Source organism: Streptomyces sp. NPDC012637, from assembly GCF_042954805.1.
In the GTDB taxonomy this organism is placed as follows: Bacteria; Actinomycetota; Actinomycetes; order Streptomycetales; family Streptomycetaceae; genus Streptomyces.
Genome location: NZ_JBIBDS010000002.1, coordinates 331,028 through 358,009, shown reverse-complemented (window position 1 = coordinate 358,009; position 26,982 = coordinate 331,028). Strand labels below are relative to the sequence as shown.

At 73.6% G+C, this 26,982-nt stretch carries 26 protein-coding genes and 1 riboswitch; of the genes, 14 read left to right on the top strand and 12 right to left on the bottom strand.

Annotation, left to right across the window (positions count from 1 at the left end; all coding sequences use genetic code 11):
- The first annotated feature begins 56 nt into the window (after positions 1–56).
- Positions 57–1,673, top strand: a complete 1,617-nt coding sequence (locus ACFY8W_RS09725) for a DUF6350 family protein (protein WP_391102524.1) — start codon at positions 57–59, stop codon at positions 1,671–1,673.
- Here the strand turns inward: ACFY8W_RS09725 and ACFY8W_RS09720 are convergent, their stop codons facing one another.
- On the bottom strand, positions 1,674–2,375 hold the full coding sequence (locus ACFY8W_RS09720) for a hypothetical protein (RefSeq protein WP_391102522.1): 702 nt from the start codon (positions 2,373–2,375) through the stop codon (positions 1,674–1,676). It lies immediately after the preceding gene.
- A gap of 228 nt (positions 2,376–2,603) precedes the next feature.
- Between ACFY8W_RS09720 and purN the strand changes: the two genes are divergently transcribed.
- From purN to ACFY8W_RS09705, 3 genes are all read left to right on the top strand, one after another.
- On the top strand, positions 2,604–3,233 hold the full coding sequence (gene purN, locus ACFY8W_RS09715; RefSeq protein ID WP_391102519.1) for a phosphoribosylglycinamide formyltransferase: 630 nt from the start codon (positions 2,604–2,606) through the stop codon (positions 3,231–3,233).
- The gene (gene purH / locus ACFY8W_RS09710) at positions 3,208–4,776 is read left to right on the top strand and encodes a bifunctional phosphoribosylaminoimidazolecarboxamide formyltransferase/IMP cyclohydrolase (protein ID WP_391102517.1); all 1,569 of its coding nucleotides are present in this window, start codon (positions 3,208–3,210) and stop codon (positions 4,774–4,776) included. Before purN ends, purH begins: the two co-directional genes overlap by 26 nt.
- A gap of 195 nt (positions 4,777–4,971) precedes the next feature.
- A complete protein-coding gene (locus ACFY8W_RS09705) occupies positions 4,972–5,367 on the top strand; it encodes a peptidase inhibitor family I36 protein (RefSeq protein ID WP_391102515.1) in 396 nt (131 codons plus the stop codon).
- 76 nt (positions 5,368–5,443) lie between these two features.
- Here ACFY8W_RS09705 and ACFY8W_RS09700 read toward each other — a convergent pair whose 3' ends face one another.
- The 3 genes from ACFY8W_RS09700 to ACFY8W_RS09690 all read right to left on the bottom strand — a co-directional run bounded on the left by ACFY8W_RS09700 (position 5,444) and on the right by ACFY8W_RS09690 (position 8,739).
- On the bottom strand, positions 5,444–6,310 hold the full coding sequence (locus ACFY8W_RS09700; RefSeq protein ID WP_391102512.1) for a peptidoglycan DD-metalloendopeptidase family protein: 867 nt from the start codon (positions 6,308–6,310) through the stop codon (positions 5,444–5,446).
- A 90-nt stretch (positions 6,311–6,400) separates the two neighbouring features.
- Positions 6,401–7,882 (bottom strand): protein kinase, encoded by a 1,482-nt coding sequence (locus tag ACFY8W_RS09695; protein ID WP_391103848.1) that lies wholly within the window; start codon positions 7,880–7,882, stop codon positions 6,401–6,403.
- 89 nt (positions 7,883–7,971) lie between these two features.
- The gene (locus ACFY8W_RS09690) at positions 7,972–8,739 is read right to left on the bottom strand and encodes an FHA domain-containing protein (protein ID WP_391102511.1); all 768 of its coding nucleotides are present in this window, start codon (positions 8,737–8,739) and stop codon (positions 7,972–7,974) included.
- 144 nt (positions 8,740–8,883) lie between these two features.
- Here ACFY8W_RS09690 and ACFY8W_RS09685 point away from each other — a divergent pair, with 144 nt between their 5' ends.
- Positions 8,884–10,335, top strand: coding sequence for a DUF2079 domain-containing protein (locus ACFY8W_RS09685; RefSeq protein WP_391102508.1), 1,452 nt, complete (start codon positions 8,884–8,886; stop codon positions 10,333–10,335).
- 76 nt (positions 10,336–10,411) lie between these two features.
- Here the strand turns inward: ACFY8W_RS09685 and ACFY8W_RS09680 are convergent, their stop codons facing one another.
- A complete protein-coding gene (locus ACFY8W_RS09680) occupies positions 10,412–10,999 on the bottom strand; it encodes a hypothetical protein (RefSeq protein WP_391102506.1) in 588 nt (195 codons plus the stop codon).
- A gap of 238 nt (positions 11,000–11,237) precedes the next feature.
- On the opposite strand from ACFY8W_RS09680, the gene ACFY8W_RS09675 reads away from it, so the two are divergent.
- From ACFY8W_RS09675 to ACFY8W_RS09665, 3 genes are all read left to right on the top strand, one after another.
- On the top strand, positions 11,238–12,098 hold the full coding sequence (locus tag ACFY8W_RS09675) for a bifunctional methylenetetrahydrofolate dehydrogenase/methenyltetrahydrofolate cyclohydrolase (RefSeq protein WP_391102504.1): 861 nt from the start codon (positions 11,238–11,240) through the stop codon (positions 12,096–12,098).
- Between the two features lie 2 nt (positions 12,099–12,100).
- Positions 12,101–12,574, top strand: a complete 474-nt coding sequence (locus ACFY8W_RS09670) for a DUF3017 domain-containing protein (RefSeq protein WP_391102501.1) — start codon at positions 12,101–12,103, stop codon at positions 12,572–12,574.
- Positions 12,575–12,944: 370 nt separating this feature from the next.
- Positions 12,945–13,934, top strand: a complete 990-nt coding sequence (locus tag ACFY8W_RS09665) for a malate dehydrogenase (RefSeq protein ID WP_391102499.1) — start codon at positions 12,945–12,947, stop codon at positions 13,932–13,934.
- A 109-nt stretch (positions 13,935–14,043) separates the two neighbouring features.
- Here ACFY8W_RS09665 and ACFY8W_RS09660 read toward each other — a convergent pair whose 3' ends face one another.
- Both ACFY8W_RS09660 and ACFY8W_RS09655 read right to left on the bottom strand, forming a co-directional pair.
- A complete protein-coding gene (locus ACFY8W_RS09660) occupies positions 14,044–14,808 on the bottom strand; it encodes an isocitrate lyase/phosphoenolpyruvate mutase family protein (protein ID WP_391102496.1) in 765 nt (254 codons plus the stop codon).
- On the bottom strand, positions 14,805–15,338 hold the full coding sequence (locus ACFY8W_RS09655) for a carboxymuconolactone decarboxylase family protein (protein WP_391102493.1): 534 nt from the start codon (positions 15,336–15,338) through the stop codon (positions 14,805–14,807). Before ACFY8W_RS09655 ends, ACFY8W_RS09660 begins: the two co-directional genes overlap by 4 nt.
- Before the next feature lie 47 nt (positions 15,339–15,385).
- On the opposite strand from ACFY8W_RS09655, the gene ACFY8W_RS09650 reads away from it, so the two are divergent.
- A complete protein-coding gene (locus ACFY8W_RS09650) occupies positions 15,386–16,810 on the top strand; it encodes an aminotransferase class I/II-fold pyridoxal phosphate-dependent enzyme (RefSeq protein WP_391102490.1) in 1,425 nt (474 codons plus the stop codon).
- A gap of 414 nt (positions 16,811–17,224) precedes the next feature.
- Here ACFY8W_RS09650 and ACFY8W_RS09645 read toward each other — a convergent pair whose 3' ends face one another.
- Entirely contained in the window at positions 17,225–18,061 is an 837-nt protein-coding gene (locus ACFY8W_RS09645) for a hypothetical protein (RefSeq protein WP_391103846.1), read from the bottom strand.
- 135 nt (positions 18,062–18,196) lie between these two features.
- Between ACFY8W_RS09645 and ACFY8W_RS09640 the strand changes: the two genes are divergently transcribed.
- Both ACFY8W_RS09640 and ACFY8W_RS09635 read left to right on the top strand, forming a co-directional pair.
- Positions 18,197–18,490 (top strand): hypothetical protein, encoded by a 294-nt coding sequence (locus tag ACFY8W_RS09640; RefSeq protein ID WP_391102487.1) that lies wholly within the window; start codon positions 18,197–18,199, stop codon positions 18,488–18,490.
- 7 nt (positions 18,491–18,497) lie between these two features.
- A complete protein-coding gene (locus ACFY8W_RS09635; RefSeq protein WP_391102485.1) occupies positions 18,498–19,688 on the top strand; it encodes a glutathionylspermidine synthase family protein in 1,191 nt (396 codons plus the stop codon).
- On the opposite strand, the gene ACFY8W_RS09630 is transcribed toward ACFY8W_RS09635, so the two are convergent.
- Entirely contained in the window at positions 19,678–20,373 is a 696-nt protein-coding gene (locus tag ACFY8W_RS09630) for a polysaccharide deacetylase family protein (RefSeq protein ID WP_391102483.1), read from the bottom strand. The two genes, ACFY8W_RS09635 and ACFY8W_RS09630, sit on opposite strands and share 11 nt — an antisense overlap.
- A 451-nt stretch (positions 20,374–20,824) precedes the next feature.
- The gene (rocD, locus tag ACFY8W_RS09625; protein ID WP_391102480.1) at positions 20,825–22,033 is read right to left on the bottom strand and encodes an ornithine--oxo-acid transaminase; all 1,209 of its coding nucleotides are present in this window, start codon (positions 22,031–22,033) and stop codon (positions 20,825–20,827) included.
- A gap of 108 nt (positions 22,034–22,141) precedes the next feature.
- Positions 22,142–22,232, top strand: a riboswitch (ZMP/ZTP riboswitch).
- Positions 22,233–22,301: 69 nt separating this feature from the next.
- On the opposite strand from rocD, the gene glyA reads away from it, so the two are divergent.
- Positions 22,302–23,591 carry a serine hydroxymethyltransferase gene (gene glyA / locus ACFY8W_RS09620; RefSeq protein ID WP_391102478.1) on the top strand — a complete coding sequence of 430 codons (1,290 nt, stop codon included), beginning with the start codon at positions 22,302–22,304 and terminating at the stop codon, positions 23,589–23,591.
- A gap of 168 nt (positions 23,592–23,759) precedes the next feature.
- On the opposite strand, the gene ACFY8W_RS09615 is transcribed toward glyA, so the two are convergent.
- Together ACFY8W_RS09615 and ACFY8W_RS09610 are read right to left on the bottom strand one after the other, a co-directional pair.
- Positions 23,760–24,596 carry a hypothetical protein gene (locus ACFY8W_RS09615; protein ID WP_391102476.1) on the bottom strand — a complete coding sequence of 279 codons (837 nt, stop codon included), beginning with the start codon at positions 24,594–24,596 and terminating at the stop codon, positions 23,760–23,762.
- Complete coding sequence (locus ACFY8W_RS09610) at positions 24,589–25,188, bottom strand: sigma-70 family RNA polymerase sigma factor (RefSeq protein ID WP_391102474.1); 600 nt, start codon at positions 25,186–25,188, stop codon at positions 24,589–24,591. Before ACFY8W_RS09610 ends, ACFY8W_RS09615 begins: the two co-directional genes overlap by 8 nt.
- 56 nt (positions 25,189–25,244) lie before the next feature.
- Between ACFY8W_RS09610 and trpS the strand changes: the two genes are divergently transcribed.
- Entirely contained in the window at positions 25,245–26,258 is a 1,014-nt protein-coding gene (gene trpS / locus ACFY8W_RS09605; RefSeq protein WP_391102472.1) for a tryptophan--tRNA ligase, read from the top strand.
- A gap of 116 nt (positions 26,259–26,374) precedes the next feature.
- Positions 26,375–26,971 carry a 2'-5' RNA ligase family protein gene (locus tag ACFY8W_RS09600; RefSeq protein ID WP_391102470.1) on the top strand — a complete coding sequence of 199 codons (597 nt, stop codon included), beginning with the start codon at positions 26,375–26,377 and terminating at the stop codon, positions 26,969–26,971.
- Positions 26,972–26,982: the final 11 nt, after the last annotated feature.

The window sequence follows — 26,982 nt, the reverse complement described above, 5'->3', positions numbered from 1 at the left end:
GAGCGACACCACGGCCATTCGCCTGTTACCCGGGCAAACCGCGTGTCGCTGGCAGCATGGCCTCCGTGACGCACGTGACCGAGCAGCGCCCGCCCGCGGCGCCCGACGCCACGGTCCAGGGCCACCGCTCCGCCGCGCCCCTGGCCACCGCTTTCGTGCGCGGCGCCGTCGCGGCGGGCCTCGGTCTCGGCGCGCTGGCCGTGCTCGTGACCGCGGCCTGGATCGCCTCCCCGTTCCCTGACAGCGGCCCCGGTGGCGCCCTGCACACCGCCGCCGGTCTGTGGCTGCTCGCCCACGGCGGGGACCTGCTCCGCACCGGCACCGTGTCCGGCATTCCGGCCCCGCTCGGTGTCACGCCGCTGCTGCTCACCGCCCTGCCGCTGTGGCTCGCGCACCGCGCTGCCCGGGACACCCTCGACCAGGAGGGCGGGGCCGCGCCCTCACCGCTCGGCGCGGTGGGCGCCGTCACCGGCGGATACCTGCTGGTCGCGGCCGCGGTCGTGGTCTACACGGAGGCCGGCACGCTGCCCGCCGAGCTGGTCGCCACGGGCGCCTGGACGCCCCTCACCGTCCTCGCCGCGGTGGGGACGGGCGTCTGGACGGCCCGCGGCAGACCGCTGCCGGGACAGGAGCGGTACGCGGTCGCCCTGCGCGCCGCCGGAATCGCCCTGGTCGTGCTCCTCGCGGGCGGCGCGCTGCTCGCCGCGGCCTCGCTGTTCCGGCACGTGGGCGACGCCCACGCGTCCTTCGACGGGCTCGCGGGCGAGTGGTCGGGGCGGGCGTCGGTCGCGCTGCTCGTCCTCGCGCTGCTGCCGAACGCGGCTGTCTGGGGACTCGCCTACGGGCTCGGCCCCGGCTTCTCGCTCGGTACGGGCGCCCTGGTGACCCCGCTCGGCTTCACCGGCACTCCGGCCGTGCCGGACTTCCCGTTGCTCGCGGCGCTGCCCGGCGAGGGCCCCGGCCGGTGGCTGCACTGGACGGCGACCGCGGTCCCGGCCGTCGCGGCGCTGGTGCTCGGCCGCCGGGTGGGCCGGGGAGCCCGGGACCGGTCGGGGCAGGAGACGGCGCTGACCGCGCTGGGCGCCTCCTGCGTCTGCGGGGCGGTCGTCGCCGTCCTGTCGGCCCTCGCCGGCGGCCCGCTGGGCTCGGGGCGGCTCGCGGCCTTCGGGCCGGTGTGGTGGCAGACGGGCGCGGCGGCGGTGCTGTGGTGCGCGGCCGTGGGAGTGCCGGCCGCGCTCGCGGTGCGGGCCTGGGGCCGTCGCGCCGCGCGCAAGGCGAGGGAACGGGCGGCCGCGGCGGCGGCCCTGGCGTCGGCCCCGGCGCCCGGGGCCGTTCTCGGGGCCGTGCCCGCGCCCGTATCGCCGTCCGTGTCCGGGTCCGCCGAGGCGGGCCAGGAGCCGGCGCCGGAGCCCCGCGCCCCGGCCGCCCCGGACGGCACGCGGGGGAGCGCGGCCGGAGCCCTTGCAGCCCTCGACGCCCTGGAGGCGCTCGACGCGCTGGACGACGACGCGGGCGACGAGGGGTACGGCTTCCTGCCGGCCGCGTGGGAGCCCCCGGCCTGGCAGCCCGCCGCGGAGCCGTCGCCGGGGCCGTCCCCTGGGTCGTCTCCGGAGCCGCAGGCCCCGGCGCCCGCCGAGGCTCCCGCCCCGGCTCCCGGTTCCGGCCCGGAGTGACTACTCCCGCACGCCGAGCGTGTCCTGCAGCGGCTTCGGCAGCAGGTCGTTGCAGGCCAGCTGGCTCTCCTTGGTCAGGGCGTCGGCCCGGCACTCGTAGAAGTCGCGGTAGACCAGGTGCACCAGGAAACCGCTCGCGACGATCATCAGGGCCAGCGCGGACGCGACCAGACCGCTGATCGCCGCAGTCTGCTTGGCGCGGTTCGCGGTCGCCGCGGCCACGACCTGCGCGGGCGACGGCGGACCGTCGGCACCCTCCGCCGCCTCCGGGGTCTTCGTCCGGGTGCGCAGGGCGCTGATCGCCCAGTACGCGCCGAGCGCGCCGAGCAGCAGCGCGACCTCCTGCACGAAGAAGGCGAAGAAGAACGCCCACATGCCCGAGAGCACCGCGTACCGCGCGCGCCGCTGGGCCGGGTCGGTCGGGTCCCAGCGGAGCCCCGGTCCCTGGCCGTCAGGGCCGCCGCCCGGTCCGCCCGGTCCGCCGGGACCACCGCCCTGGCCGCCGGGGGACCGCTCGGGGCGGCCGCCGAAGCCGTCGGAGGATCTGCCCGGCTGACTGCTGCTCCAGCCCGGGCCCGAGCCCGAACCGTCGTCGGAACCCTGGGAGCCCTCCGGCAGCCGCGGCTGCCACGGCTGGTCCGGCTGACCCTCCGGCGGCGGAGCGAACGGGTTGCTGTCGTTCGTGGACTGGCGATCCGGCATGTGCTGGACGTCTTCCCTCTGTCTGTGTGCGCGGGTGGGACTGTGGCGCGGCGCTGGTGTGGCGTGTCGTCGGACCCTGACGCTACCCCCCGGTCCCGCCCCCGTCCCGTGGGGGCCTTCCGGAGTGCCGGTATCGTTGCTGACGGTCGGGCCCTTCGTAGGGTTCCCCGTATCCGGGGACGCGATTCGTTCGTACGACCGCACAAACACCACGGAAAGAGTGACCCAGTGGCTGCCGCCCGCCTCGTCGTCCTGGTCTCCGGCTCCGGCACGAACCTCCAGGCCCTGCTCGACGCGATCGCCGCCGACCCCGAGGGCTACGGCGCCGAGGTCGTCGCCGTCGGCGCCGACCGCGAGGGCATCGCCGGTCTGGAGCGGGCCGAGCGCGCCGGGCTCCCCACCTTCGTGTGCCGCGTCAAGGACCACGGGAGCCGCGAGGCGTGGGACCGCGCACTGACCGAGGCCACCGCCGCGTACGAGCCCGATCTCGTCGTCTCGGCCGGCTTCATGAAGATCGTCGGCAAGGAGTTCCTCGCCCGCTTCGGCGGCCGGGTCGTCAACACCCACCCGGCGCTCCTCCCCAGTTTTCCCGGCGCGCACGGCGTGCGCGACGCCCTCGCCTACGGGGCGAAGGTGACCGGGTGCACCGTCCACTTCGTCGACGACGGTGTCGACACCGGCCCGATCATCGCCCAGGGCGTGGTCGAGGTGCGGGACGAGGACGATGAGGCCGCGCTCCACGAGCGCATCAAGGAAGTCGAGCGCTCGCTGCTCGTCGAGGTCGTGGGGCGCCTCGCCCGCAACGGCTACAGCATTGAGGGACGAAAGGTTCATGTCGGTGAACACGGACACCGTTAAGCCCATCCGCCGCGCGCTGATCAGCGTCTACGACAAGACGGGCCTGGAGGAGCTGGCCCGCGGTCTGCACGAGGCCGGGGTCGAGCTGGTCTCCACCGGCTCCACCGCGTCGAAGATCGCCGCGGCCGGCGTCCCGGTCACCAAGGTCGAGGAGCTGACCGGCTTCCCCGAGTGCCTGGACGGCCGCGTCAAGACCCTGCACCCGCGCGTGCACGCCGGCATCCTCGCCGACCTGCGCCTCGAGTCGCACCGCGAGCAGCTCGCCGAGCTGGGCGTCGAGCCCTTCGACCTCGTCGTGGTGAACCTGTACCCGTTCCGCGAGACCGTCGCCTCCGGCGCCACGCCGGACGAGTGCGTCGAGCAGATCGACATCGGCGGCCCGTCGATGGTCCGCGCCGCGGCCAAGAACCACCCGTCGGTCCTGGTCGTCACCGACCCGGGCGCGTACGCCGCGGTCCTCCTGGCGATCCGCGAGACCGGCGGCACCACGCTGGCGCTCCGCAAGCTGTTCGCCGCCACGGCGTTCCGGCACACCGCCGCGTACGACGTCGCCGTCGCCTCCTGGTTCGCCGACGACTACGCCGCCTTCGACGACTCGGGCTTCCCCGCGTTCCTGGGCGCCACGTACGAGCGCAAGAACGTGCTGCGTTACGGCGAGAACCCGCACCAGGGCGCCGCGCTCTACGTCGACGGCACGGGCGGCCTCGCCGAGGCCGAGCAGCTGCACGGCAAGGAGATGTCGTACAACAACTACACGGACACCGACGCCGCGCGCCGGGCCGCGTACGACCACTCCGAGCCCTGCGTCGCGATCATCAAGCACGCCAACCCGTGCGGCATCGCGGTCGGCGCCGACGTCGCCGAGGCGCACCGCAAGGCCCACGCCTGCGACCCGCTGTCCGCGTTCGGCGGCGTCATCGCCGTCAACCGCCCGGTGTCCGTCGCGATGGCCGAGCAGGTCGCCGAGATCTTCACCGAGGTCATCGTGGCGCCCGGCTACGAGGACGGCGCGGTCGAGATCCTCGCCAAGAAGAAGAACATCCGCGTGCTGCGCGCCGAGGGCGCCCCGGCCAACCCGGTCGAGGTCAAGCCGATCGACGGCGGCGCCCTGCTCCAGGTCACCGACCGCCTCCAGGCCGACGGCGACGACCCGGCGAACTGGACCCTCGCGACCGGCGAGGCGCTCTCCGCGGAGGAGCTGGCCGAGCTGTCCTTCGCCTGGAAGGCCTGCCGCGCGGTCAAGTCCAACGCGATCCTGCTCGCCAAGGACGGCGCCTCGGTCGGCGTCGGCATGGGCCAGGTCAACCGCGTCGACTCCGCCAAGCTGGCCGTCGAGCGCGCCGGCGAGGAGCGCGCCCGCGGCTCGTACGCCGCGTCGGACGCCTTCTTCCCCTTCCCCGACGGCCTGGAGATCCTCACGGCCGCGGGCGTGAAGGCGGTCGTGCAGCCGGGCGGTTCGGTCCGCGACGAGCTGGTCGTCGAGGCGGCGAAGAAGGCGGGCGTGACGATGTACTTCACCGGGACGCGTCACTTCTTCCACTGAGCGCGAGGAACTACGGGCGGCCCGCTGGTTGTTCACCGGCGGGCCGCCGCCTTGTCGGCGACGCCCGCCCCTCCCGCGGGACGCGCGCGGCCCCGGCGACCCTCGGACATACGAGGATCACATGACGCATACGCGTCATTACGCTCGCCCCCGTAACCAGCCGCGAGGCTGTCAGTGGTCACAGGGAGGCATCTGGTGAAGCGGAACATCCTTCGTCGCGCGGTGGTCGGCGCGAGTGCGCTCGGTCTGTCGGTGGCGGGCCTGATGGTGGCGCCGTCCGCGTCCGCGGCGTTCTCCGACTGTCCCCGCGAGTACGTCTGCGTCTGGGACAACACGTCGTTCTCCGGGCTGCCCAAGTGGAAGTCGAAGGGCAACCTCTACAACCTGTACTCGGCCAACGGCATGTCCATCCGCAACAACGGCGTGGCCGACGCGGGTGCGGACCACATCTGGTGGAAGGCCACCTGGACGGACGGACAGTCCGTGAACGGTTGCCTGCACTACCCGGAGGGCGGCAGCACGAGCGGCACCGCGCACGTGCTCTACGGCAGGGTGACGCTGAACCACGCGAAGTGGGGCGGCGAGTGCTGAGCCCGGGCCCGGCGAGGTAGCGCGCGAACGGCGGTACCGGCGTCCGGCGCCGGTACCGCCGTTCCGGACAGCACGGCTACGGGCACTCGCCTCCCCACCGCACGGACGTGACCGTGCGTCCGCCGGACGGGAAGTCGCCGTGGCCCTCCGCCCATCCGAAGTGGAGGCACTGCGAGCCGCCCTCGGCGAAGGTGACGTAGGCGTGGTCGTAACCGGGCTGCTCCGTGCCGTTGTTGAAGAAGGAGCGGCGCAGGCCGCACGGGCTGGCCGGGGTGTTCACGTCTGTCTTGCAGACCGTGCCGGTGCCGCCGGTGCCGGAGTAGAAGCAGACGAAGCCGGCGGGGCAGTCCCACGGCTGCGAGGTCGCGCAGTTGCGGCTGGTGACGGAGGGCCACGTGGATCCGGCGCCGCTGTACCCGACGCCGTCGAAGTGGACGGGCACGCGGTCCGACTCGTACGTGAAGTCGCCGGACGCGCGATAGCGCTGCTCGTAGTGCAGGTGCGCCCAGCCGTTGGCGGCACCGGACGTGCCGATGCTGCCGATGCGGGTCGCGCCGGTGACCTGCCGGCCGACGCCGACGAACCGGTCCGGGGCCTCCTGGAGGTGGTAGTACGCGGTGAACCAGCCGTTGCCGTGGTTGATCTGGATCGTGTTGCCGGAGCCCGGGTGGACGTACGCGGCGGAGACCGTGCCGGGCGCGGAGGCGTACACGGGACGGCCGTCCGAACCGGGATTGCCCTCGGCGACGATGTCCACGGCGGGGTCGTGGCCCCAGGTGTCGAGCCGCCATGCAGTCCCGCAGGCGAAGGGGAGTTGGAAGGCGGGTTTGCCGGGCGGTGGCGCGTCGGCCCGGGCGGCGCCGGTGGTGGCGCCGGTGCCGAGCGCGACGGCCGCCAGGGTCAGGAACACCGCGAGGGCGGTGCGTAAGCGGGCGGACGCCATGGGGACGGCCCCTTTCTCGTGTCGGGTTCTCGTGTGACGTTCCGGGCGGGGTGGTCTCCACGGTCTCCGGGCCCGCCGCCACGTGCGTACTCAGAGTTCCGAGGGTGCCGAGCAGGACGTCCGCCACTCGTGCGAGAGGGGCCGGACGGGCTCCCTGAAGGTGATGCGCGTGCCCTGGCGCAGGCAGCCGAGAGGTTGCCGGAATTCCGCCGCCGCGTAGTAGTCGACGGCCGGGAGGCCGGTTCCCTCCTCGGAGCCGAAGCCGTTGTTGAACGCCGAGGCGACCGGTCCGGTCGTCGCCCACGGGCAGCGGGCAGCGTCGCTCCTCGCCCAGTTCCGCGAACCGCCCTGCCACACGCACACCTCGCCCTTGCCGTCCCGGCCGCTGAAGAAGCAAACGGCTCCCGGCGTACAGCGCTCGTAGCCCGGTTCCGGGGTCCCGCCGCCCCAGGCGATCAGTCCGGCGGTGAGCCCGAGCGCCGTGCCGGCGGCGACCAGGACCGCCCCGCGGGCCAGCGCCCGCGCCCGCCCCGGCCGCCGTGGCACCTGTCCCGCCGCGGCCGTCCGTACCCGTTCCAGGAGCACCGTGGCGTCGTGCGGGACGCGGGTCTCGTGCGTGCGGCTCAGGCAGTCCGTGACGATCGCCCGCCACGGGGCCGGGAGCGCGGGGGAGAGGCGCAGGTCCTCCGTACCGCGGGCGTAGCGGACGGCGGCGTCGCGGCGGGCTGCGGGGGTGCCGCCGGGGAGCGGGTGGGTCGCGGTGAGGACCAGGTGGGCGAGGACGCCGAAGGCCCAGATGTCGCTGCTGGGGCGCACCCGGCTGCCACGCGCGCCCACCTCCGGCCAGAGCAGTTCGGGCGGCGTGTAGTCGGGCGTCGCGAAGCCGGGGCCGTACGCGTGGGTGCCCTCCAGCTCGCCGGCCGTGCTGAAGTCGCCGAGCCGCACGCTGCCGTCCGGCATCAGGAGCACGTTCCCCGGCTTGAGGTCGCCGTGCACCCAGCCGGCGTCGTGGAGCTGGTGGAGGCCCTCGCAGATCTGCGCCAGCAGCGCCGGGCCCTCGGCGAGCGGCGCGGTACCGGCCCGGGTGCCGGCACGGGGAGCGCGACCCGTGCCGGGGCCAGGACCGGCCTTCGCCGCCCCGGCCCCGGTCCGACCGGCCCCGGCCGCCCCGGCCCCGGTCCGACCGGCCCCGGCCGCCCCGGCCCCGGTCCGACCGGCCCCGGTCTCCGCGGCTCCGGCCTCCGCCTCGGCGAGCAGGGACTGCAGCGAGCGGTCGGCGCGCTCCAGTACGAGCACGGTGGCGCCGTCCAGCTCCGGGTTTGCCGGGTCGTCGACGGTCAGGGTCTCGTACAGCCGGATCAGCCGCGGCGCCCGTAACCGGCTCAGCAGCTCCACCTCGCGCTCGGCCAGGTCCTTGAGGTGGCGCAGTCCGCGCGGGGTGCAGGTGCCGGTCGGCAGGAACTTCAGCGCGACCTCGTCGGCCCCGGCCCGGTCCTCGCCCGCCCCGGCCCGGTCCTCCGCCGCCTCCGGGCCCAGCGGCTCCGCGCCCTCGGCCCGCCGAGCCGCGTACACGCTCGCGAAGGCGCCCGCGCCGAGCGGGTGCTCGACGGTCCACCGGCCGACCCGGTAGCCCGGCTCCACCCGCAGCGGGAAGTCCGTGGTCACCGGGCCACCGCCAGGGTCTCCAGGTCGTCCTCGCGGACCAGGTCGAAGCGGAGCGCCAGGGAGACCAGGGTCTCCTTCTTGCCGTTGAGCCGCGGGCCGGTGTCGGCGCTGTCCGGACCGGGCTTGAGGCGCAGCTTCACGGCCAGGTAGTCGATGTTCCACTGCACCGCGGCCCGGTTCGCGGCGGGCCACACCGGCCGCAGCCGGTCGACCACGGCGTCGACGGTGGGCAGCGGCGCGTGCGGGGCGCCGCGCAGCCGCGGCTCGCACAGCGCGGCGAGGACCAGGAAGTAGCGCTTGGCGCGGTCGAGCGGGAAGGCGAGCGCGGTCGGCTCGCCGCCGCCGGCGTCGGGCACGCACTGCACGTAGTCGTGGCGCGGCGCCCACACCGCGAAGTCGATCAGTTCGCCGGCGGCCGGAAGCACGACCCGGGAGAACTCGAACGGGACGGGCGCCCCCACCCGCCCCGGCGCGATCTTGATGTGCTCCCCGGCACCCTCCGGGTTCTCCACGACGTAGGTGCAGGCCGGACTGAAGTTGCTGAGCGCCCAGTGGCTGCCACTCGCCATGATCTCGCCCGCCGAGCGCGACACCCCGGGGTGCGGGATGTCCAGGTGGCGGGGTCCGCCGGCGCCGGCCGGGCCGAGGGGGCCGGTGGCATCGCGCGGCGCGGTCCGGCCGAAGTGAAGCCGGTCACCGGGGGCCAGTCTGATCTGGTCGTGCGTGCTCACGGCCCGTGCGGGCACCACGATGATGCTGTACATGGCGCTTCCTTTCCCCGAGGTCTGCTCGGCGGAAAGCGTAGGAAGCGCTGATAAACGAGCACGGAACGCCGACGATTCCGCCGGTCGAGTGGACTCTGTTCTAATGGGTTGCTCTTTTGTCGGCGGCTGGTCCATGGGGGCGCGGTGTTGGATGTGCAGAGCAGTTCCGCGGCGGAGCCGTCCGCCCCCGAGGCCGACGGCGGCACGCCGGACGACGGCCTCGCGCCGGCGCCCGCGCTGCCGTACGCGGTCATCGCGGCCGTCCTCGGCGCCCTGTACTTCGCGTACTCCTGGGTCCAGTACGAGCGCTTCCGCACGCCCTCCTGGGACCTCGGGATCTTCGAGCAGTCCGTCCGCGCCTACGCGGAGCTGCGCGCCCCGATCGTCGACATCAAGGGGCCCGGCTTCCTCATACTCGGGGACCACTTCAGCCCGGTGACGGCGCTCGTCGCGCCGCTCTACTGGGTGTGGTCCTCCCCGCTCGCCCTGCTCCTCGCCCAGGCGGCGCTGTTCGCCGCCTCCGCCGTCGTGGTCGGCCGCACCGCCCAGCAGGTGCTCGGCAGCCGGGCCGCCGGAATCTCCCTGACGGTGGCGTACGGGCTGTCCTGGGGCCTCCAGGAGGCGGTGAAGTCCGACTTCCACGAGATCGCCTTCGCGGTCCCGCTGCTCGCCCTGACCTGCCGGGCCCTGCTGCTCGGCCGCTGGAACGCGGCGGTCGGCTGGGCCGTGCCGCTGGTCCTCGTCAAGGAGGACATGGGCCTGACCGTCGCCATGGTCGGCGCGGTCCTCTTCGTGAAGGGCCAGAAGCGGCTCGGCGCGGCCCTCGCCGGCTTCGGGACGGCCTTCTTCGCGCTGACGGTGCTCGTGCTCATCCCGGCGGCGAGCCGGGTCGGCCAGTACGACTACTGGGCCAAGATCGAGAAGGGCGGGGACGGCGCCGAGGTGTCCTTCCTCGACTCCGTGCTCGGCGCCTTCCAGCACGGCGAGAAGTGGGAGATGCTCCTCTTCCTCGTCGGCGTCGCCGGCTTCCTCTGCCTGCGCTCGCCGCTGATGCTGCTCGTGCTGCCGACCCTCGCCTGGCGCTTCCTCTCCCACGACCCCAACCACTGGGGCATGTTGTGGCACTACAGCGCGATCCTCATGCCGGTGGTCTTCCTCGCCCTGGTCGACGCGGTCCGCACGGTGCGCACCTCGCCGCGGCCCTGGCTCGTGGCGTACGGGAAGGTCGCCGTCCCCGTCGTGACGGCGGTCGCGCTCGTGCACGCCCTGGACATGCCGCTGCGCGAGCTGACCCGGCCCGAGACCTACCGCACGGACGCCCGCACGCTGGACGCGCGGCGCGCGGTGGCTGCGGTGCCGGAGGGCAGCAGCGTGGAGACCAACGTGACGCTGATGGCCCACCTGACCGGCGACCACACCGTCTACTGGGTCGGCGGCGCGCAGGGCGTGAGCCCCGACTACCTGGCCTTCGACCTCAACTCGGGCTGGTCCCAGCCGGTCGCCGACCCGGTCGGGCTGGCCGCCCAGCTGCACCCGGAGGCGCGGTACGCGGTGACCGAGCAGGCGGGGCAGTTCGTGGTGCTGAAGCGGCAGTGACGGCGGGGAACCGTACGCGCGGAAGGGGCCGGGTTCCCGTCGGAACCCGGCCCCTTCCGTACCGCTGCCGCGCGGGTCAGAACTGCTGACGCTGGCGGTTGAACCAGGCCGCGCCGTCCGACTTCGCCGCGAAGACGACGACCAGGATGGCCATCACGGTGTGCGCGAGGCCGATCACGACGAACGGGTAGATGCCGAGGACGGCGGTGATGACGCCGAAGACGATCGCGGTGACGCGGATGCCGTTGCCACCCGAGCCGAACTTCGCGCCGAGCACGATGGACAGCACGCCCCAGGCCAGGATCAGCAGGGCGACGGCCCAGACGGCGCCGGCCGACCAGTCGGCGACCTGCTGGAACTGCACGTCGTCCTTGAGGGCCGGGTCGTTCTTCGCGGCGGAGACGCCGACGGCGGCGAGGGCGGCGAAGATCGCACCGATGACCTGGAGGCCGCCGATGACGAAGAGCATGACGCGGGCCGCCTTGAGGCCGCCCGGCATCTCGGTCGGGCCGGCCGGGTAGCCGCCGTACGGCGCCGCCGGGGCGGCCGGGTAGCCGTAGCCCTGCTGCGGCGGGACGCCCTGGGGGGACTGCTGGGGGTAGCCGTAGCCGGGCTGCTGCCCCTGCTGCTGGCCGTAAGGGTTGTTCGGGTCGCCGAAGCTCATCGGGTGACTCCTCCGTTGTTTCCTGTGCGGGGACGACGCGGCCCTGCGCGGAGGAGATGTCACCACGTGTTTCACGACGTATGAGCGGTTTTGCCCCCCGGCACTGCTCGCGGCACTGCGCAGATCATCGTGGTCAGAACGTCCACTTCTTGTCCAGTCGATAGGCAGCGCAGTTGTGCAAGTGCAATCTCCGGTTCCGAATTGGAAACCGGCGGGGGTCATCCGGGAGGATGGCCGCATGAGCGCCCAGATTCTCGATGGCAAGGCCACCGCAGCCGCGATCAAGTCCGATCTGACCGCCCGTGTGGCGGCCCTCAAGGAGCGGGGCGTCACGCCCGGTCTCGGCACGATCCTGGTCGGCGACGACCCGGGCAGCCAGAAGTACGTCGCCGGCAAGCACCGCGACTGCGCCCAGGTCGGCATCGCCTCCATCCAGCGCGAACTGCCCGCCACCGCCACGCAGGCGGAGATCGAGGCGGTCGTGCGGGAGCTCAACGAGGACCCGGCGTGCACCGGCTACATCGTCCAGCTGCCGCTGCCCAAGGGCATCGACGAGAACCGCATCCTGGAGCTGATGGACCCGGCGAAGGACGCCGACGGCCTGCACCCGATGAACCTCGGCCGGCTGGTCCTCAACGAGCCCGCGCCGCTGCCCTGCACGCCGTACGGCATCATCCAGCTGCTGCGCAAGCACGGCGTGGAGATCAAGGGCGCCGAGGTCGTGGTCGTCGGGCGTGGCGTCACCATCGGCCGGCCGATGCCGCTGCTGCTCACCCGCCGCTCCGAGAACGCCACCGTGACGCAGTGCCACACCGGCACCAAGGACCTCGCGGCGCACCTGCGGCGCGCGGACATCATCGTCGCGGCGGCCGGTGTGCCGCACCTGATCAAGCCGGAGGACGTGAAGCCGGGCGCGGCCGTGCTCGACGTCGGCGTCTCCCGCAACGACGAGGGCAAGATCGTCGGCGACGTCCACCCCGGTGTCGCCGAGGTGGCCGGCTGGATCTCCCCGAACCCCGGCGGTGTCGGCCCGATGACCCGCGCCCAGCTCCTGGTCAACGTCGTCGAGGCCGCCGAGCGCGCGGCCGGGGTCCGCTGACCGTGTCCTCCTCCGACGCCTCCGGCATCCCGGAGACCCCGGAGGAGCCCGGCGAGAGCGGTGGTGGCGGTGCGGCTCCGCGCCGGCACCCCCGGGCCAAGCTCACCACCACGACCGCCCGCCCCGAGGGCGGCGGCCGGGCGGCGCCCGGCGACGCGTCGGCCCCCGCCCGCCAGTGGCCGCTGCTGACCGTGCTCGGGCTGGCCGCGCTCGGTCTGCTGATCGTCGGTACGGACCTGTTCCCGCAGGCCTTCCGGGTCGGCACGCTGCTCGTCGGGGCCGCGCTGCTGACCGGGGCGGTGCTGCGCCGGACGCTGCCCTCGGTCGGGATGCTCGCGGTGCGCTCGCGCTTCACCGACATGATCACGTACGGCGTGATGGGCGGGCTCATCGTGCTGCTGGCGCTCATGGTGCAGCCGGAGCCCTGGCTGCGGATCCCGTTCCTGGAGGACGTCCTCCACCTGACGGTCACCTGACGCGACCGGAGCGGGGTCACCCGGGATCCACGGGTCACCCGAAACGGTGACGGCGCCCGTCCTCTCCCCCGTGGGAGGACGGGCGCCGTCGCGATCAAGGGTCATGTACGTGCCAAGGCGGTTCAAGGCCTGCCGGGCCCTTGTGGCACGGAGGTGACGGAGGTGACCATTCCGCTACGTGTCCGGTACCCGGGTGGTCAGTGAGCCGCACCACAAGGGGGTGGAGGTGCGCAGTGGTCCGGGTCCGATAGCCTGACGCCGGATATCTCTTCACGTCGAGACATCGATCGATCAAGAAGAGCCGTCCAGCCTCAGGGGCCACCTCAGGGGCAAGGGAATCCCCACCGCCAGCTGTCTTACGGAGATCGCCATGACCCGCACTCCCGTGAATGTCACCGTGACCGGCGCGGCCGGCCAGATCGGCTACGCGCTGCTGTTCCGCATCGCCTCCGGCCACCTGCTCGGCGCGGACGTGCCGGTCAAGCTGCGCCTCCTCGAGATCCCGCAGGGCGTCAAGGCCGCCGAGGGCACCGCCATGGAGCTCGACGACTGCGCCTTCCCGCTGCTCAAGGGCATCGACATCTTCGACGACCCGAACAAGGGCTTCGAGGGTGCCAACATCGGTCTGCTCGTGGGCGCCCGCCCGCGTGGCCCGGGCATGGAGCGCGGCGACCTGCTCGCCGCCAACGGCGGCATCTTCAAGCCGCAGGGCGAGGCCATCGCCGCGCACGCCGCGGACGACGTCAAGATCCTCGTCGTCGGCAACCCGGCCAACACCAACGCCCTGATCGCCCAGTCGGCCGCCAAGGGCGTCCCGGCCGAGCGCTTCACCGCGATGACCCGCCTGGACCACAACCGCGCGCTGACGCAGCTGGCCCAGAAGACCGGCTCCTCGGTCACGGACATCAAGCGCCTCACCATCTGGGGCAACCACTCCGCGACCCAGTACCCGGACATCTTCCACGCGGAGATCGCCGGCAAGAACGCCGCCGAGGTCGTCGACGACCAGGCGTGGCTGGCCGACCACTTCATCCCGACCGTCGCCAAGCGCGGCGCCGCGATCATCGACGCCCGTGGCGCGTCCTCCGCCGCCTCCGCCGCGAACGCCGCCATCGACCACGTGTACACGTGGGTCAACGGCACCGCCGAGGGCGACTGGACCTCCATGGGTGTCCCGTCGGACGGCTCCTACGGCGTTCCGGAGGGCCTGATCTCCTCCTTCCCCGTCACCTGCAAGGACGGCAAGTACGAGATCGTCCAGGGCCTGGAGATCAACGACTTCTCCCGCGCCCGCATCGACGCCTCCGTCAAGGAGCTGTCGGAGGAGCGCGACGCGGTCCGCGAGCTCGGCCTCATCTGAGCCTGATCCGAGCCTCGTCCGAGCCTCATCGGAGCCTCGTCCGAGAGAGACGCCCGTGACATGACGGTGCCCCCGGCCACTTCCGGCCGGGGGCACCGTCATGTCGTTCTCAGGCCGTCTCCGCGGCCGTCTCCGCCGCCATGCCGGCGAGGTGCGCGAGCGCGCGGCGGAGCAGGCCGGGGCCGAAGGTGATCCGGGTGGCGCCCAGACGGCCGAGTTCGGCGAACGACGGATCGCCGGGGCGGACCAGGAAGTTGAGCGGGCCCTCGACGCCCGCCGACCGCAGCCTGGGCAGGTCCTCGGGAGGCGCGAGGACCGGGAAGACGCAGTCCGCGCCGGCCGCGCGGTAGAGCAGGGCGCGCTCGGCGGCCTCCTCGGCCGTCCCGCCGTGGAGGTACGTGTCCACGCGGGCGTTCACGAAGAGGGCGGGCCCGGCGGCCGCCCGTACCGCCGCGAGCCGTTCGGCGTGCTCGTGCGGGTCGCGCAGCCGGTGGCCGGCGCGGTCGGAGTCCTCCAGGTTCAGCCCGACCGCGCCGGTCTCCAGGACCCGCGCCACGAGTTCGTCGGCCGGCAGCCCGTAGCCGTCCTCCAGGTCGGCGCTGACCGGCACGGACACGGCCCGGGCGATCCGCGCCACGGCCGCCAGCATCTCCTCCGGCGCAGTGGTGCCGTCCGCGTTCCCGAGCGCCGCGTCGATCCCCGCGCTGGGCGTGGCCAGGGCCGGGAACCCGGCCTCCTCGAAGACCCGTGCGGAGGCCGCGTCCCAGGGCCCCGGCAGGACCAGCGGTCGCCCGGCGGGCCGGTCGAGGTGCAGGGCGCGCAGGACGCCGACCCGCGAGGGGGCGCCGGCGGACGCGGCGAGGTCCGCGCTCATCGCTTGTACGCGCCCGGCGTGTAGTGGCCCGGCGTGAAGCGGCAGGTCACGGCGATCCGGTTCCACGCGTTGATCGTCACGATCGCCCCGATGACGTGCGACAGCTCGGTCTCGTCGAAGTGGCGGGCGGCCTCCGCGTACACCTCGTCGGGCACGAAGCCGTCGGTGAGCACGGTGACCGCCTCCGTCAGGGCGAGGGCGGCCAGCTCGCGCTCGGTGTAGAAGTGCCGCGACTCCCGCCAGGCGGACAGCTGCACGATCCGCTGGACGCTCTCCCCGGCCGCGAGCGCGTCCTTGGTGTGCATGTCCAGGCAGAAGGCGCAGTTGTTGATCTGCGAGGCGCGGATCTTGACCAGCTCGTACAGCGTCGGGTCCACGTGCTTCGACGCCGCGATCTCCAGGCCGATCATGGCCTTGTAGAACGCGGGGTGCCGCTCGGCGAAGGGGAGCCGGGGCGGGTGCTCGGAGGCGAGGGCGGCCTGCGCCGGGGCCTGGGTCGTCCCGGCCGTACTGGTCGTGGTGGTGGTCATGTCGACGACCGTACGGTCGGGATGGCGCCCGGGTATGGTCCATTCCCATGGCGGATGACTGGGCCACTTTCGGCGCCGACCTACACCTGGAGCTGCGCGGGCAGGGCCTGCGCGACGGACTGATGGACGCGCTGCGGGAGGCCGTGCGCAGCGGGCGGCTGGCGGCCGGGACCCGGCTGCCGTCCTCGCGGTCGCTCGCCGTCGACCTGGGCGTGGCCCGCAACACCGTCGCCGACGCGTACGCGGAGCTGGTCGCCGAGGGCTGGCTGACCGCACGTCAGGGCTCCGGGACCCGGGTGGCCCCGCGCTCGACGCCCCGGCCCGCGGCGCGCCGTGCGGCCCCGTCGGGCGGTGCCGCCGCCGTCACGCCCGCGGCCGGGAAGCCCGCGTACAGCCTGCGGCCCGGCACTCCCGACCTCGGCTCCTTCCCGTGCGCCGAGTGGCTCAGGGCGGCCCGCAAGGCGCTCACGGCCGCGCCGCACGAGGCCTTCGGCTACGGCGATCCGCGCGGCCGGACCGAACTGCGCACGGTGCTCGCCGAGTACCTGGCGCGGGCGCGTGGCGTCCACGCACGGCCCGAACGGATCGTGGTCTGCTCGGGGTTCGTGCACGGCCTGATGCTGATGGGCCAGGTGATGCGGGGCCGCGGGGTGAGCGCGGTGGCCGTGGAGTCGTACGGCCTCGACGTCCACTGGGACATGCTCGGCCGCGAGGGCATCCGGATGCCGGCCCTGCCCTTCGACGAACGGGGCACCCGGACCGAGGAGTTGGGGGCGGGCGAACTGGGCGAGGTGGGCGGGGTCCTGATGACGCCCGCCCACCAGTTCCCGACGGGCGGTGCACTCCGGCCGGACCGGCGGGCGGCGGCCGTCGACTGGGCGCGGGCCTCCGGCGGGCTGATCCTGGAGGACGACTACGACGGGGAGTTCCGCTACGACCGCCAGCCCGTCGGAGCCCTCCAGGGACTCGACCCGGAGCGGGTCGTCTACCTCGGCACCGCGAGCAAGTCCCTCGCCCCGGGCCTGCGGCTCGCGTGGATGGTGCTGCCGGAACACCTGGTCGACGAGGTGGCGGCGGCGAAGGGCGGGGTCGACTGGATGTCGGGCGTCACGGACCAGCTGACCTTCGCCGAGTTCCTCGCCTCCGGCGCGTACGACCGGCACGTCCGGGCGATGCGGCTGCGCTACCGGCGGCGGCGCGACCAGTTGGTGGCGGCGGTGGCCGCATCCTCGCCCGAGACCCGGGTGAGCGGCATCGCGGCCGGGCTCCACGCAGTCCTCGAACTCCCGGAGGGAACCGAGGAGTCGGTGGTCCGCGCCGCGGCCTTCCAGGGACTCGCCCTGATGGGCGTCAACCGCTTCCGGCACTCCGCCGTCCCCCGCACCCGCGACGCCCTCGTCGTCGGCTACGGCACGCCCACGGACAGCGCGTGGTCGGGCGCACTGGCCGCGTTGTGCCGGGTGCTGCCGTAGGGCCCGGGTCGCGGGGCCGCGCGAGCCGGTGGTCGGTCGACGGGGGCAGCCACGTGCCGGGTGCTGTCGTGGGGCCGTGCGCGTGGGCCGGCGGCCGACGGGGAGCCCGGCGTGCCGGGTGCTGCCGTGGGGCCCGGGTCGCGGGGCCGCGCGAGCCGGTGGTCGGTCGACGGGGGCAGCCACGTGCCGGGTGCTGTCGTGGGGCCGTGCGCGTGGGCCGGCGGCCGACGGGGAGCCCGGCGTGCCGGGTGCTGCCGTGGGGCCCGGCCTCGCAGCCCGGGCCGACCGGCGCCGACGGGGACCACAACGTGCTCCGGTGCCGCCGCAGGGGCCGGCCCGTGGCCCGCGCGGGCCGTTTGCCGACCGGGGCCGCCGCGCCGCGCGGCGGCCCGTAGGCGAACCGGCCGCGGACCCTCAGGCCTTGAGCGCCGCGTCCGCCTCCTCCCGTGCCGGGGCCTCGCCGAAACGGGCCAGGGTCAGCGAGCCCGCGACCGCGACGGCGAAGCCGAGCAGGGCGAGCCAGCCGAGGCCCTCGCGGGTGCGGTCGCCGAGCCAGACGACGCCCACCACCGCGGGGCCGATGGTCTCGCCGAGGACCAGGCCGGCGGTCGCGGTGGTGACCGAGCCGCGCTGGAGGGCGGAGGTGTAGAGCAGGAAGGCGCTGCCGCCGCCGACGAGGAGGGCGTAGAAGGCGGGGTCGGCCAGGTCGACCGAGTCGATCAGCCGGACGGCGACCTCGACCACGCCGAAGCCGACACCGCCCGCGAGGCCGAGGGTCAGGGCCCGCGGCCGTTCCGGGAGCCGGCCGGCCGCCGCCCCGACGAGCAGTACCCCGAAGGCCGCGGCGAGCAGCCCCCACTCCAGCACGGCGCCGGGGCTCTCGTGGCCCTCCCGGCCGGCGGCGAGCGCCAGCATCGCGAGTCCGAGGCACACCACCGCGACCGCCGTCCACTCGATGCGGCTGAGCCGCACCTTCAGCATGTGGGAGGCGATCACCGCCGTGACGGCGAGGCTGGCCGCGAGGGAGGCCCCGACCGCGTAGATCGGCAGGGTCCGCAGCGCGACGATCTGGAGCACGAAACCGAGTCCGTCCAAGCCGAGCCCGGCCACGTACCGCCACTGCCGCAGCGCACGCCACAGCAGCGCCACGTCGACCCCGCTGCCCGTGCCGGGCTCGGCGGCCCTGGCGCCGAGCGCCTGGAAGACCGAGGCGGCCCCGAAGCAGACGGCCGATCCGAGTGCGCACATCATCCCAAGGAGCACGAAAGGGACTCTAGTGCGACGGGGATCGGTCGGCTGTTCACGCCGGGCCTACACTGTGCGATCGCAACCGGGCGCGGCGTCCGCACCGCCCGGACAACAGGGGAGACAGGGGAGGACAGGGTCATGCGCAGACTGAGGTCGACCACGGTGGTACTCGGTGGGGTGGGCATGCTCGCCGTGACACTCACCGCCTGCTCCTCGGAGCCCGACCGGCGCTGCGTCGACCCGGTGACGTACAAGGAGCTGCCGGACTACAAGTGTGACGGCGACGGCAGCAGCGGGAGCAGCAGCAGCTCGAACGGCCGCTACTACTACGGCGGCTCGTCCAGCAACGGCACGGTCAGCGGCGGCAGCTTCGACAAGTCCGCGGTCGACAGCGGCGGCTTCGGCGGCCACCACTCCTCCTCCGGCGGCTGATCCGGCCGTGGAGCGCCACACCATCGAGCCCCGCCCCGGCTGGCAGCAGACCGTCGAGGAGCAGGGCCTGATCTACCCCCTGACCCGCTACCCCGACGGCTCGCTTCGCCCCTACTGGGACGAGAGCGCCTACTACTCCTTCAACCTGCCCGAGGTCGAGGCGCTGGAGGAGGTCGTCGAGGAGCTGCACGCCATGTGCCTGGAGGCGGCGGCGCACATCGTCGAGAAGGACCGTTTCGCTGAGCTCGGCATCACCGATCCCCGCCTCGTCGCCCGGGTCGCCGAGTCCTGGCGCCGCCGGGCCGAACTCCCCACCGTCTACGCCCGCTTCGACCTGCGCTACGACGGTACGGGCCCGGCCAAGATGCTGGAGTACAACGCCGACACCCCCACCTCCCTGGTGGAGGCCGCGAGCCCGCAGTGGTTCTGGATGGAGGAGCGCTTCCCGGGCGCCGACCAGTGGAACTCGCTCCACGAGCGGCTCGTCGACGCCTGGAAGCGGCAGGCCCACCTGCTGCCGCCCGGCAGCCCGGTCCACTTCGTCCACTCCGACGGCGACGAGCTCGGCGAGGACCTGATGACGGTCGCGTACCTGCGCGAGACGGCCCAGCAGGCCGGGCTCGCCACGGAGGCGCTCTCGGTCGAGCGGATCGGCTGGGACCGGATCTCCGGACGCTTCGTCGACGACCGGCTCCGCTTCATCCGCGCCTGCTTCAAGCTCTACCCGTGGGAGTGGCTCACCACGGACCGCTTCGGCCCGTACGTCCTCGACACCCTCGACAACGGCGGCGGCACCGGCACCACCTGCTGGATCGAGCCGGCGTGGAAGATGCTGCTCTCCAACAAGGCCCTCCTCGCGATCCTCTGGGAGCTCCACCCGGGCCACCCGAACCTGCTGCCCGCCTACCTCGACGGCCCGCGGGAACTCGCCGCCGCCGGCGGACCCGGCTACGTCTCCAAGCCGCTGCTCGGCCGCGAGGGCGCGGGAGTGACCCTGCACGAGCCTGGCGCGGAGCCGGTGCTGCGCGACGAGCCCTGCGTCTACCAGGAACTGGCCCCGCTGCCCGACTTCGACGGCAACCGCGTGGTGCTCGGCGCGTGGACCGTCGGCGACGAGTCGGCGGGGCTCGGGATCCGGGAGTCGGCGGGACCGGTCACGGACGAGTACGCCCGCTTCGTCCCGCACGTCATTCTGTGACGTAGTCCCTCAAGGGCGCGGGCTCCAGACCGGCCGCCTCGGCCGCGTCCAGGACGCGGCGGAGGTCCTGCTCGACGGTCCCGTTGAAGTGCAGGAGCACGATGTCGCCCGCCTTCAGCCGGGGCATCGGGACGGGATCGGCACCCCAGGTGGTCAGGTCGTACGTCCACGTCACCAGGGCCTTCGCCCCGCAGGCGCGCGCGGTCGTCCGGGTCGTCGCGTCGTACGCGCCGTACGGCGGGCGCAGCAGCCGCGGCCCGTCCCCGAACTCGGCGAGGTGCGCCTCGCGCGCCCCGCAGACCTCGGCCTTCTGCCCGGCGGCGTCGAGCGCGGTGAGGTCCGGGTGGCCGACGGTGTGGTTCTCGACCCGGGAGCGGCCCTGGTCGAGCAGGCCGTGGAAGTAGCCGGAGTCGTACGAGTACGCGCCCGGCAGCAGGAACAGCGAGGCGGGCACCCTGCGGTCGAGCAGCAGCTTCGCGGCGCCCGGGTCGTGGTTCCAGCCGTCGTCAAGGGTGATGAAGACGACCGGGTCGGCAGTCTCGACACGGGAGACGACCGGCACGGGCTCGGGCCACGCGGCCCGCGGGGCGGCATGCGCGGAGCCGGAGAACGCGCCGAGCAGGGCGAAGGGGACGAGTGCGGCGAGCGCACCGCGCAGGGCACGGCGCAGACGGGGTCTCGACATGGCCGCAACATTGGCCTAGACCAACTGCCGTGTCAACGGGTGGAGTTGACCACGAACCGGACCCCGGGGATCCAGCGCCGGCCCCGTCGGCCGTCGACCGTCGACCGCCGACCGACGACCGACGACCGACGGGGGAGGGGCCGGGGCCGGAGGGCGGAGGCGTCCGGAAGTGGGGGCGGCGTCCGGCTGTGGTGGCGTCGGGACGTGACGGCGTCGGGGCGTGGCGGCGTCCGGACGTGACGGTGTCCGGACGTGACGGTGTTTGGGCGTGGCGGCGCCCGGGCGTGGTGGACGTGACGACGCCCGGGCGTGGTGGACGTGGTGGCGTCCGGGCGTGGCGGCGTCCTCCATGAGCGAGGCACCGCGGAGGACGCGGCCCGGGCGCTCCCCCTCCGGAGGCCGCGTCCTCCCCGTCGGAGCTCCTAGCCCCTAGCTCCTGGCCCCTACGGGATCACTCCTCCGTCAGCACCGCCCGCAACTGCTCGAGTCCCCAGTCCAGATCCTCCTTGGAGATCACCAGCGGCGGAGCGATCCGGATCGTGGACCCGTGGGTGTCCTTCACCAGCACGCCCCGCTCCATCAGCCGCTCCGAGATCTGCCGGCCCGTGCCCTTCGAGGGCGCGATGTCGACGCCCGCCCACAGGCCCCGCCCGCGCACCTCCTCCACCGCGCCGCCGCCCACCAGCAGCTTCAGTTCCGCGTGCAGGTGCTCGCCCAGCTCCGCCGCCCGCTGCTGGTACTCGCCCGTCCGCAGCATCGCGATCACCTCCAGGGCCACCGCACAGGCCAGCGGATTGCCGCCGAACGTCGAGCCGTGCTCGCCCGGCCGGAACACCCCGAGGACGTCCCGGTCGGCGACCACCGCCGACACCGGCACCACGCCGCCGCCCAGCGCCTTGCCGAGGATGTAGACGTCGGGCACCACGTCCTCGTGCTCGCACGCGAAGGTCCTGCCCGTTCGGCCGAGGCCCGACTGGATCTCGTCCGCCATGAACAGCACGTTCCGCCGTGCCGTCAGCTCCCGCACCCCGCGCAGATAGCCGGGCGGCGGGACGAGGACACCCGCCTCGCCCTGGATCGGCTCCAGGAGCACGGCCACCGTGTTCTCCGTGACCGCCGTCTCCAGTGCCGTCAGGTCGCCGTACGGCACGATCTCGAAGCCCGGCGTGTACGGGCCGTAGTGGTCGCGCGCCTCGTGGTCCGTGGAGAAGCTGACGATCGTCGTCGTCCGGCCGTGGAAGTTGTTCGCCGCGACCACGATCTTCGCGTGCCCGTCCGGCACGCCCTTCACCTCGTAGCCCCACTTCCGCGCGGTCTTCACCGCCGTCTCCACGGCCTCCGCGCCCGTGTTCATCGGCAGCACCATCTCCTTGCCGCACAGCTCGGCGAGGCGCGTGCAGAACTCCCCGAACCGGTCGTGGTGGAAGGCCCGCGAGGTGAGCGTCACCCGCTCCAGCTGCGCCCGCGCGGCGTCGAGCAGACGCCGGTTGCCATGACCGAAGTTGAGAGCCGAGTAGCCGGCGAGCATGTCGAGGAAGCGGCGCCCCTCGACATCGGTCATCCACGCCCCCTCGGCGGAGGCGACGACCAGGGGCAGCGGGTGGTAGTTGTGGGCGCTGTGCGCGTCCGCGGCAGCGATCTCGTCTTGCGTCTTCGACACGGGATCTCCGTTCGTCCTGCGGCTGGGGCGGGTGTGGCTCCCTTTTCTTATCGTCGCTCACATGCCGGACCGGGAAACCTGCCGTGACGGCGCGCCCGCTAGTCTGGAAACACGCACGGCGACTGGCGTACGGGGAAACGACCCCGGGGGAGCCGTGCGCGGCAGACCACACGAGGTGCCGCTCGCCTGGGCATCACGGAACCGTCAGGTCCCGTGTGGCGCCGTGCGGCACCCGCACCGGGACCTCCTGCCCGGAGGAACGAACGCCATGAACCTTCCCGCCCAGCACGCCGAACTCCCCGGCCACCACCCGGCCCTCTCCGCCGCCGACCCCGAGCTCGCCGCCCTCGTCGGCGCCGAGGAGCGGCTCCAGGCCGAGACGCTGCGGCTCATCCCGAGCGAGAACTACGTCTCCGCCGCCGTCCTCGAGGCCTCCGGCACCGTCCTGCAGAACAAGTACAGCGAGGGCTACCCGGGCCGTCGCTACTACGAGGGCCAGCAGAACATCGACCAGGTCGAGAGCCTGGCCATCGAGCGCGCCAAGGCCCTCTTCGGCGTCGACCACGCCAACGTCCAGCCCTACTCCGGCTCCCCGGCCAACCTCGCCGTCTACCTCGCCTTCGCCGAGCCCGGCGACACCGTGATGGGCATGGCCCTGCCCATGGGCGGCCACCTCACCCACGGCTGGGGCGTCTCCGCCACCGGCACCTGGTTCCGCGGCGTCCAGTACGGCGTACGCCAGGACACCGGGCTCATCGACTTCGACCAGGTCCGCGAACTCGCCCTCGCCGAACGCCCGAAGGTCATCTTCTGCGGCGGCACCGCGCTGCCCCGCACCATCGACTTCGCCGCCTTCGGCGAGATCGCCCGCGAGGCCGGCGCCGTGCTCGTCGCCGATGTCGCCCACATCGCCGGCCTGATCGCCGGCGGCGCCCACCCGTCGCCCGTCCCGCACGTGGACGTGATCTCCACGACCACCCACAAGACCCTCCGCGGCCCGCGCGGCGCCATGCTGATGTCCCGCGAACAGCACGCCAAGGCCCTCGACAAGGCCGTCTTCCCCGGTCTCCAGGGCGGCCCGCACAACCAGACCACCGCCGCCATCGCCGTCGCCCTGCGCGAGGCGGCCCAGCCCTCCTTCCGCGACTACGCCCACGCCGTCGTCGCCAACGCCAAGGCCCTCGCCGAGGCCCTGCTCGCCCGCGGCTTCGACCTGGTCTCCGGCGGCACCGACAACCACCTGATCCTCATGGACCTCACCCCCAAGGAGGTCCCCGGCAAGGTCGCCGCGAAGGCCCTCGACCGGGCGGGGATCGTCGTCAACTACAACACCGTTCCCTACGACCCCCGAAAGCCCTTCGACCCCTCCGGCGTCCGCATCGGCACCCCCTCCCTCACCTCCCGCGGCCTGGACGTCTCCCACATGCCCCAGGTCGCCGACTGGATCGACCGCGGTGTCACCGCCGCCGGCAAGGGCGACGAGGAGGCCCTCGCCGTGGTCCGCGCGGAGGTCGCCGAGCTGATGGCCGCCTTCCCGGCCCCCGGCCTCCCCGTCTGAACCCGGCCTCCCGACCGGACCGGGCCTCCCGACCGGACTGGGCCTCCCGGTCTGGACCCGGCCCTCCCGACCTGACCGGGGCTTTCCATCGGACCGGGCCCTCCCGGCCCGACCCGGGCCTCCCGACCTGACCCTGGCCTCCCGGCGGCCGGCCTCGGCCACCGGCCCCTACCGGGCGGACGCTGCGATCCGTATCGCCTCCGCCCGGTCGGCCACTCCCTCCAGGCGGAGGGTGAGCGTGCCCCCGCTCCTCGTCCACAGCAGCGTGGGGCCCGCCGGGCGGACCGAGGGGGCCCAGCCGGAGCCGGAGGAGTCCGTCATGGGGAAGGTCAGCAGGTGCGGCCGGGCGAACCAGTACGCCTCCGCGCCGTCCGGCAGTGCCACCCACTCCGGCGGCACCCGCACCTGCTTGCCGAAGCCGACGTCGAGCCGCGCCGGGAACTCGTCCAGCCGGACCGCGCCGCCCTCCGCCGTCCGCCAGCACAGGCCGACCACGCCCCGCGGCGGGACGCCCGTCACCGTCACCGCGTCCGGCTCCCCGAGCGCCCCGGGTATCAGCGGCGTGAAGCCCGCCCTGCGCCCCGCCTCCGCGAGCGGCACCGGATCCGGGCAGCCCGGCACCCCGGCCGCCGAGCCGGGCGCCGGCGGCGCCCCCGGCTCGTACCGCACCGCGACCCCGCCGAAGCCGAGCCACTCCACGACCGTGGCCCGCACCGGAGGGGTGAGCACCACGACCATGAGCAGCCCCGAGAACGAGGCCACCAGCGCCCTCCACCAACGGCGCAGCCATCCCCACCGGCCTGGCGGCGGCGCGGGCGGCGGCACCGGTGTCGGCACCCGCTCGGCCAGGAGCTGGGCCAGCACCCGTTCGGCCATCGTCGGCCCGTCCACGTCGGGCACCCTCAGCGCCCGTCCGAGCTCCCGCAGCTCCTCCTCCAGGTCCGTCTCCAGGTCCTCCGCCAAGCCCTTCCCCAGGTCCTCCAGGCCCTTCTCCGGGTCAGCCATGCTCCTCACCTCCCTTCAGCGCCGTCCCCAGCCTCTTCAGCGCCCGGCTCAGCCGGGACTTCACCGTCCCGCGCGGCCAGCCGAGCGCCTCGGCCGTCTCCGCCTCGTCCAGCTCCAGCAGATAGCGGTGCACCACCACCGCGCGCTGCTCCTCGCCCAGCGCGTCGAGCGCCGCGAGCAGCCGTCTGCGCCGCTCGTCCTCCTCCAGCGCCACCGCCGGGTCCGCGCCCTCCGGTATCAGCGGCTCGCCCGCGAGCAGCTCCGCCTCCCGCCCGGCCACCGCCCGCTGCCGACCCGCCGAGCGCAGTGTGTTCCTCGTCTCATTGGCCACGATGGTGAGCAGCCACGGCCGGAACGCCGCCCCGTCCCTGAAGGCGCCCAGCGAGCGATACGCCTTGAAGAACGCCTGCTGCACCACGTCCTCGGCGTCCGCGCCCGCCCCGCAGGCCACCGCGGCCCGCAGCGCGACCCCGGTGTGGGCGCGGACCAGCTCCGCGTACGCCTCCGGCTCTCCGGCGCGCACCCGTGCGATCACGGCCCCCTCGTCGACGACGACTCGGCCCCCCTCCCGGGTCCCCTCCCTCGTCCTCACATCTCTGATACACCGGCAGTCCGGGATCGGTTCCCACACCTGAGAGAATGATGAGCATGGCCTCTGATCGACCTCGTGTGCTCTCCGGAATCCAGCCCACCGCAGGCTCGTTCCACCTCGGCAACTACCTCGGCGCCGTCCGTCAGTGGGTCGCGCTGCAGGAGTCCCACGACGCCTTCTACATGGTCGTGGACCTGCACGCGATCACGGTCCCGCAGGACCCGGCCGAGCTGCGCGCCAACACCCGGCTCGCCGCCGCCCAGCTGCTCGCCGCCGGCCTCGACCCGGAGCGCTGCACCCTCTTCGTCCAGAGCCACGTGCCCGAGCACGCCCAGCTCGGCTGGGTCATGAACTGCCTCACCGGCTTCGGCGAGGCCTCCCGCATGACCCAGTTCAAGGACAAGTCCGCGAAGCAGGGCGCCGACCGCGCCACCGTCGGCCTCTTCACGTACCCGATCCTCCAGGTCGCCGACATCCTGCTGTACCAGGCCCACCAGGTCCCGGTCGGCGAGGACCAGCGCCAGCACATCGAGCTGACCCGCGACCTCGCGGAGCGCTTCAACGGCCGCTTCGGAGAGACCTTCACGATCCCGGCGCCGTACATCCTCAAGGAGACGGCCAAGATCTACGACCTGCAGGACCCGTCGGTCAAGATGAGCAAGTCGGCGTCCACCCCCAAGGGTCTGATCAACCTCCTCGACGAGCCGAAGACCACCGCGAAGAAGGTCAAGAGCGCGGTCACCGACACCGACACGGTCATCCGCTTCGACCCGGAGAACAAGGCCGGCGTCTCCAACCTGCTCACCATCCTGTCCGTGCTCACCGACACGTCGGTCGCCGACCTGGAGAAGAGCTACGAGGGCAAGATGTACGGCGCCCTGAAGACCGACCTGGCCGAGGTCATGGTGGACTTCGTCACGCCGTTCCGGACCCGCACCCAGGAGTACCTGGACGACCCGGAGACGTTGGACTCCGTGCTGGCCAAGGGCGCGGAGAAGGCCCGTGCGGTCGCCGCCGAGACGCTGGCGCAGACCTACGAGCGGATCGGTTTCCTGCCCGCCAAGCACTGAGCCGGGCACCGAGTCCGAGGACTCTGGCCGAAACGGTGGTGCAGGCCGCACACTGGCGCTGCACCACCACACACATTTCCACGCACGACGGACGACGGACGACGGAGGAGAACGACGTGGGGACCGTAACGCTCGGCGTTTCGATCGCGGTCCCGGAGCCTCACGGCAGCCTGCTCCAGGAGCGGCGCGCGGGCTTCGGGGATCCCGCCGCGCACGGCATCCCGACCCACGTCACCCTGCTCCCGCCGACCGAGGTGGACGAGGAGCGACTGCCGGAGATCGAGGCGCACCTCGCCGGCATCGCCGCGCTCAGCGACCCCTTCACCATGCGACTCGACGGCACCGGCACCTTCCGGCCGCTCTCCCCGGTCGTCTTCGTGAAGCTCGTCGAGGGCGCCGCCGGCTGCGACCGGCTCCAGCAGCGGATCCGCGACGCGGCCGGCCCCGTCCCGCGCGAGCTGCAGTTCCCGTACCACCCGCACGTCACCGTCGCCCACGGCATCGCCGAGGAGGCGATGGACCGCGCCTTCGAGGAGCTCTCCGGCTACGAGGCGCGGTGGACCTGCCGGTCCTTCGCGCTGTACGAGCAGGGTGCGGACGAGGTGTGGCGCAAGCTGTGCGACTACGAGTTCGGCAGCGGCCGGACCATCATGGCGGTACCGGCGCAGGGCAGCAGCCCGGTCGACGCGCCGGCCACCTCGCCGGCGGTCTGAGCCGGGACCCC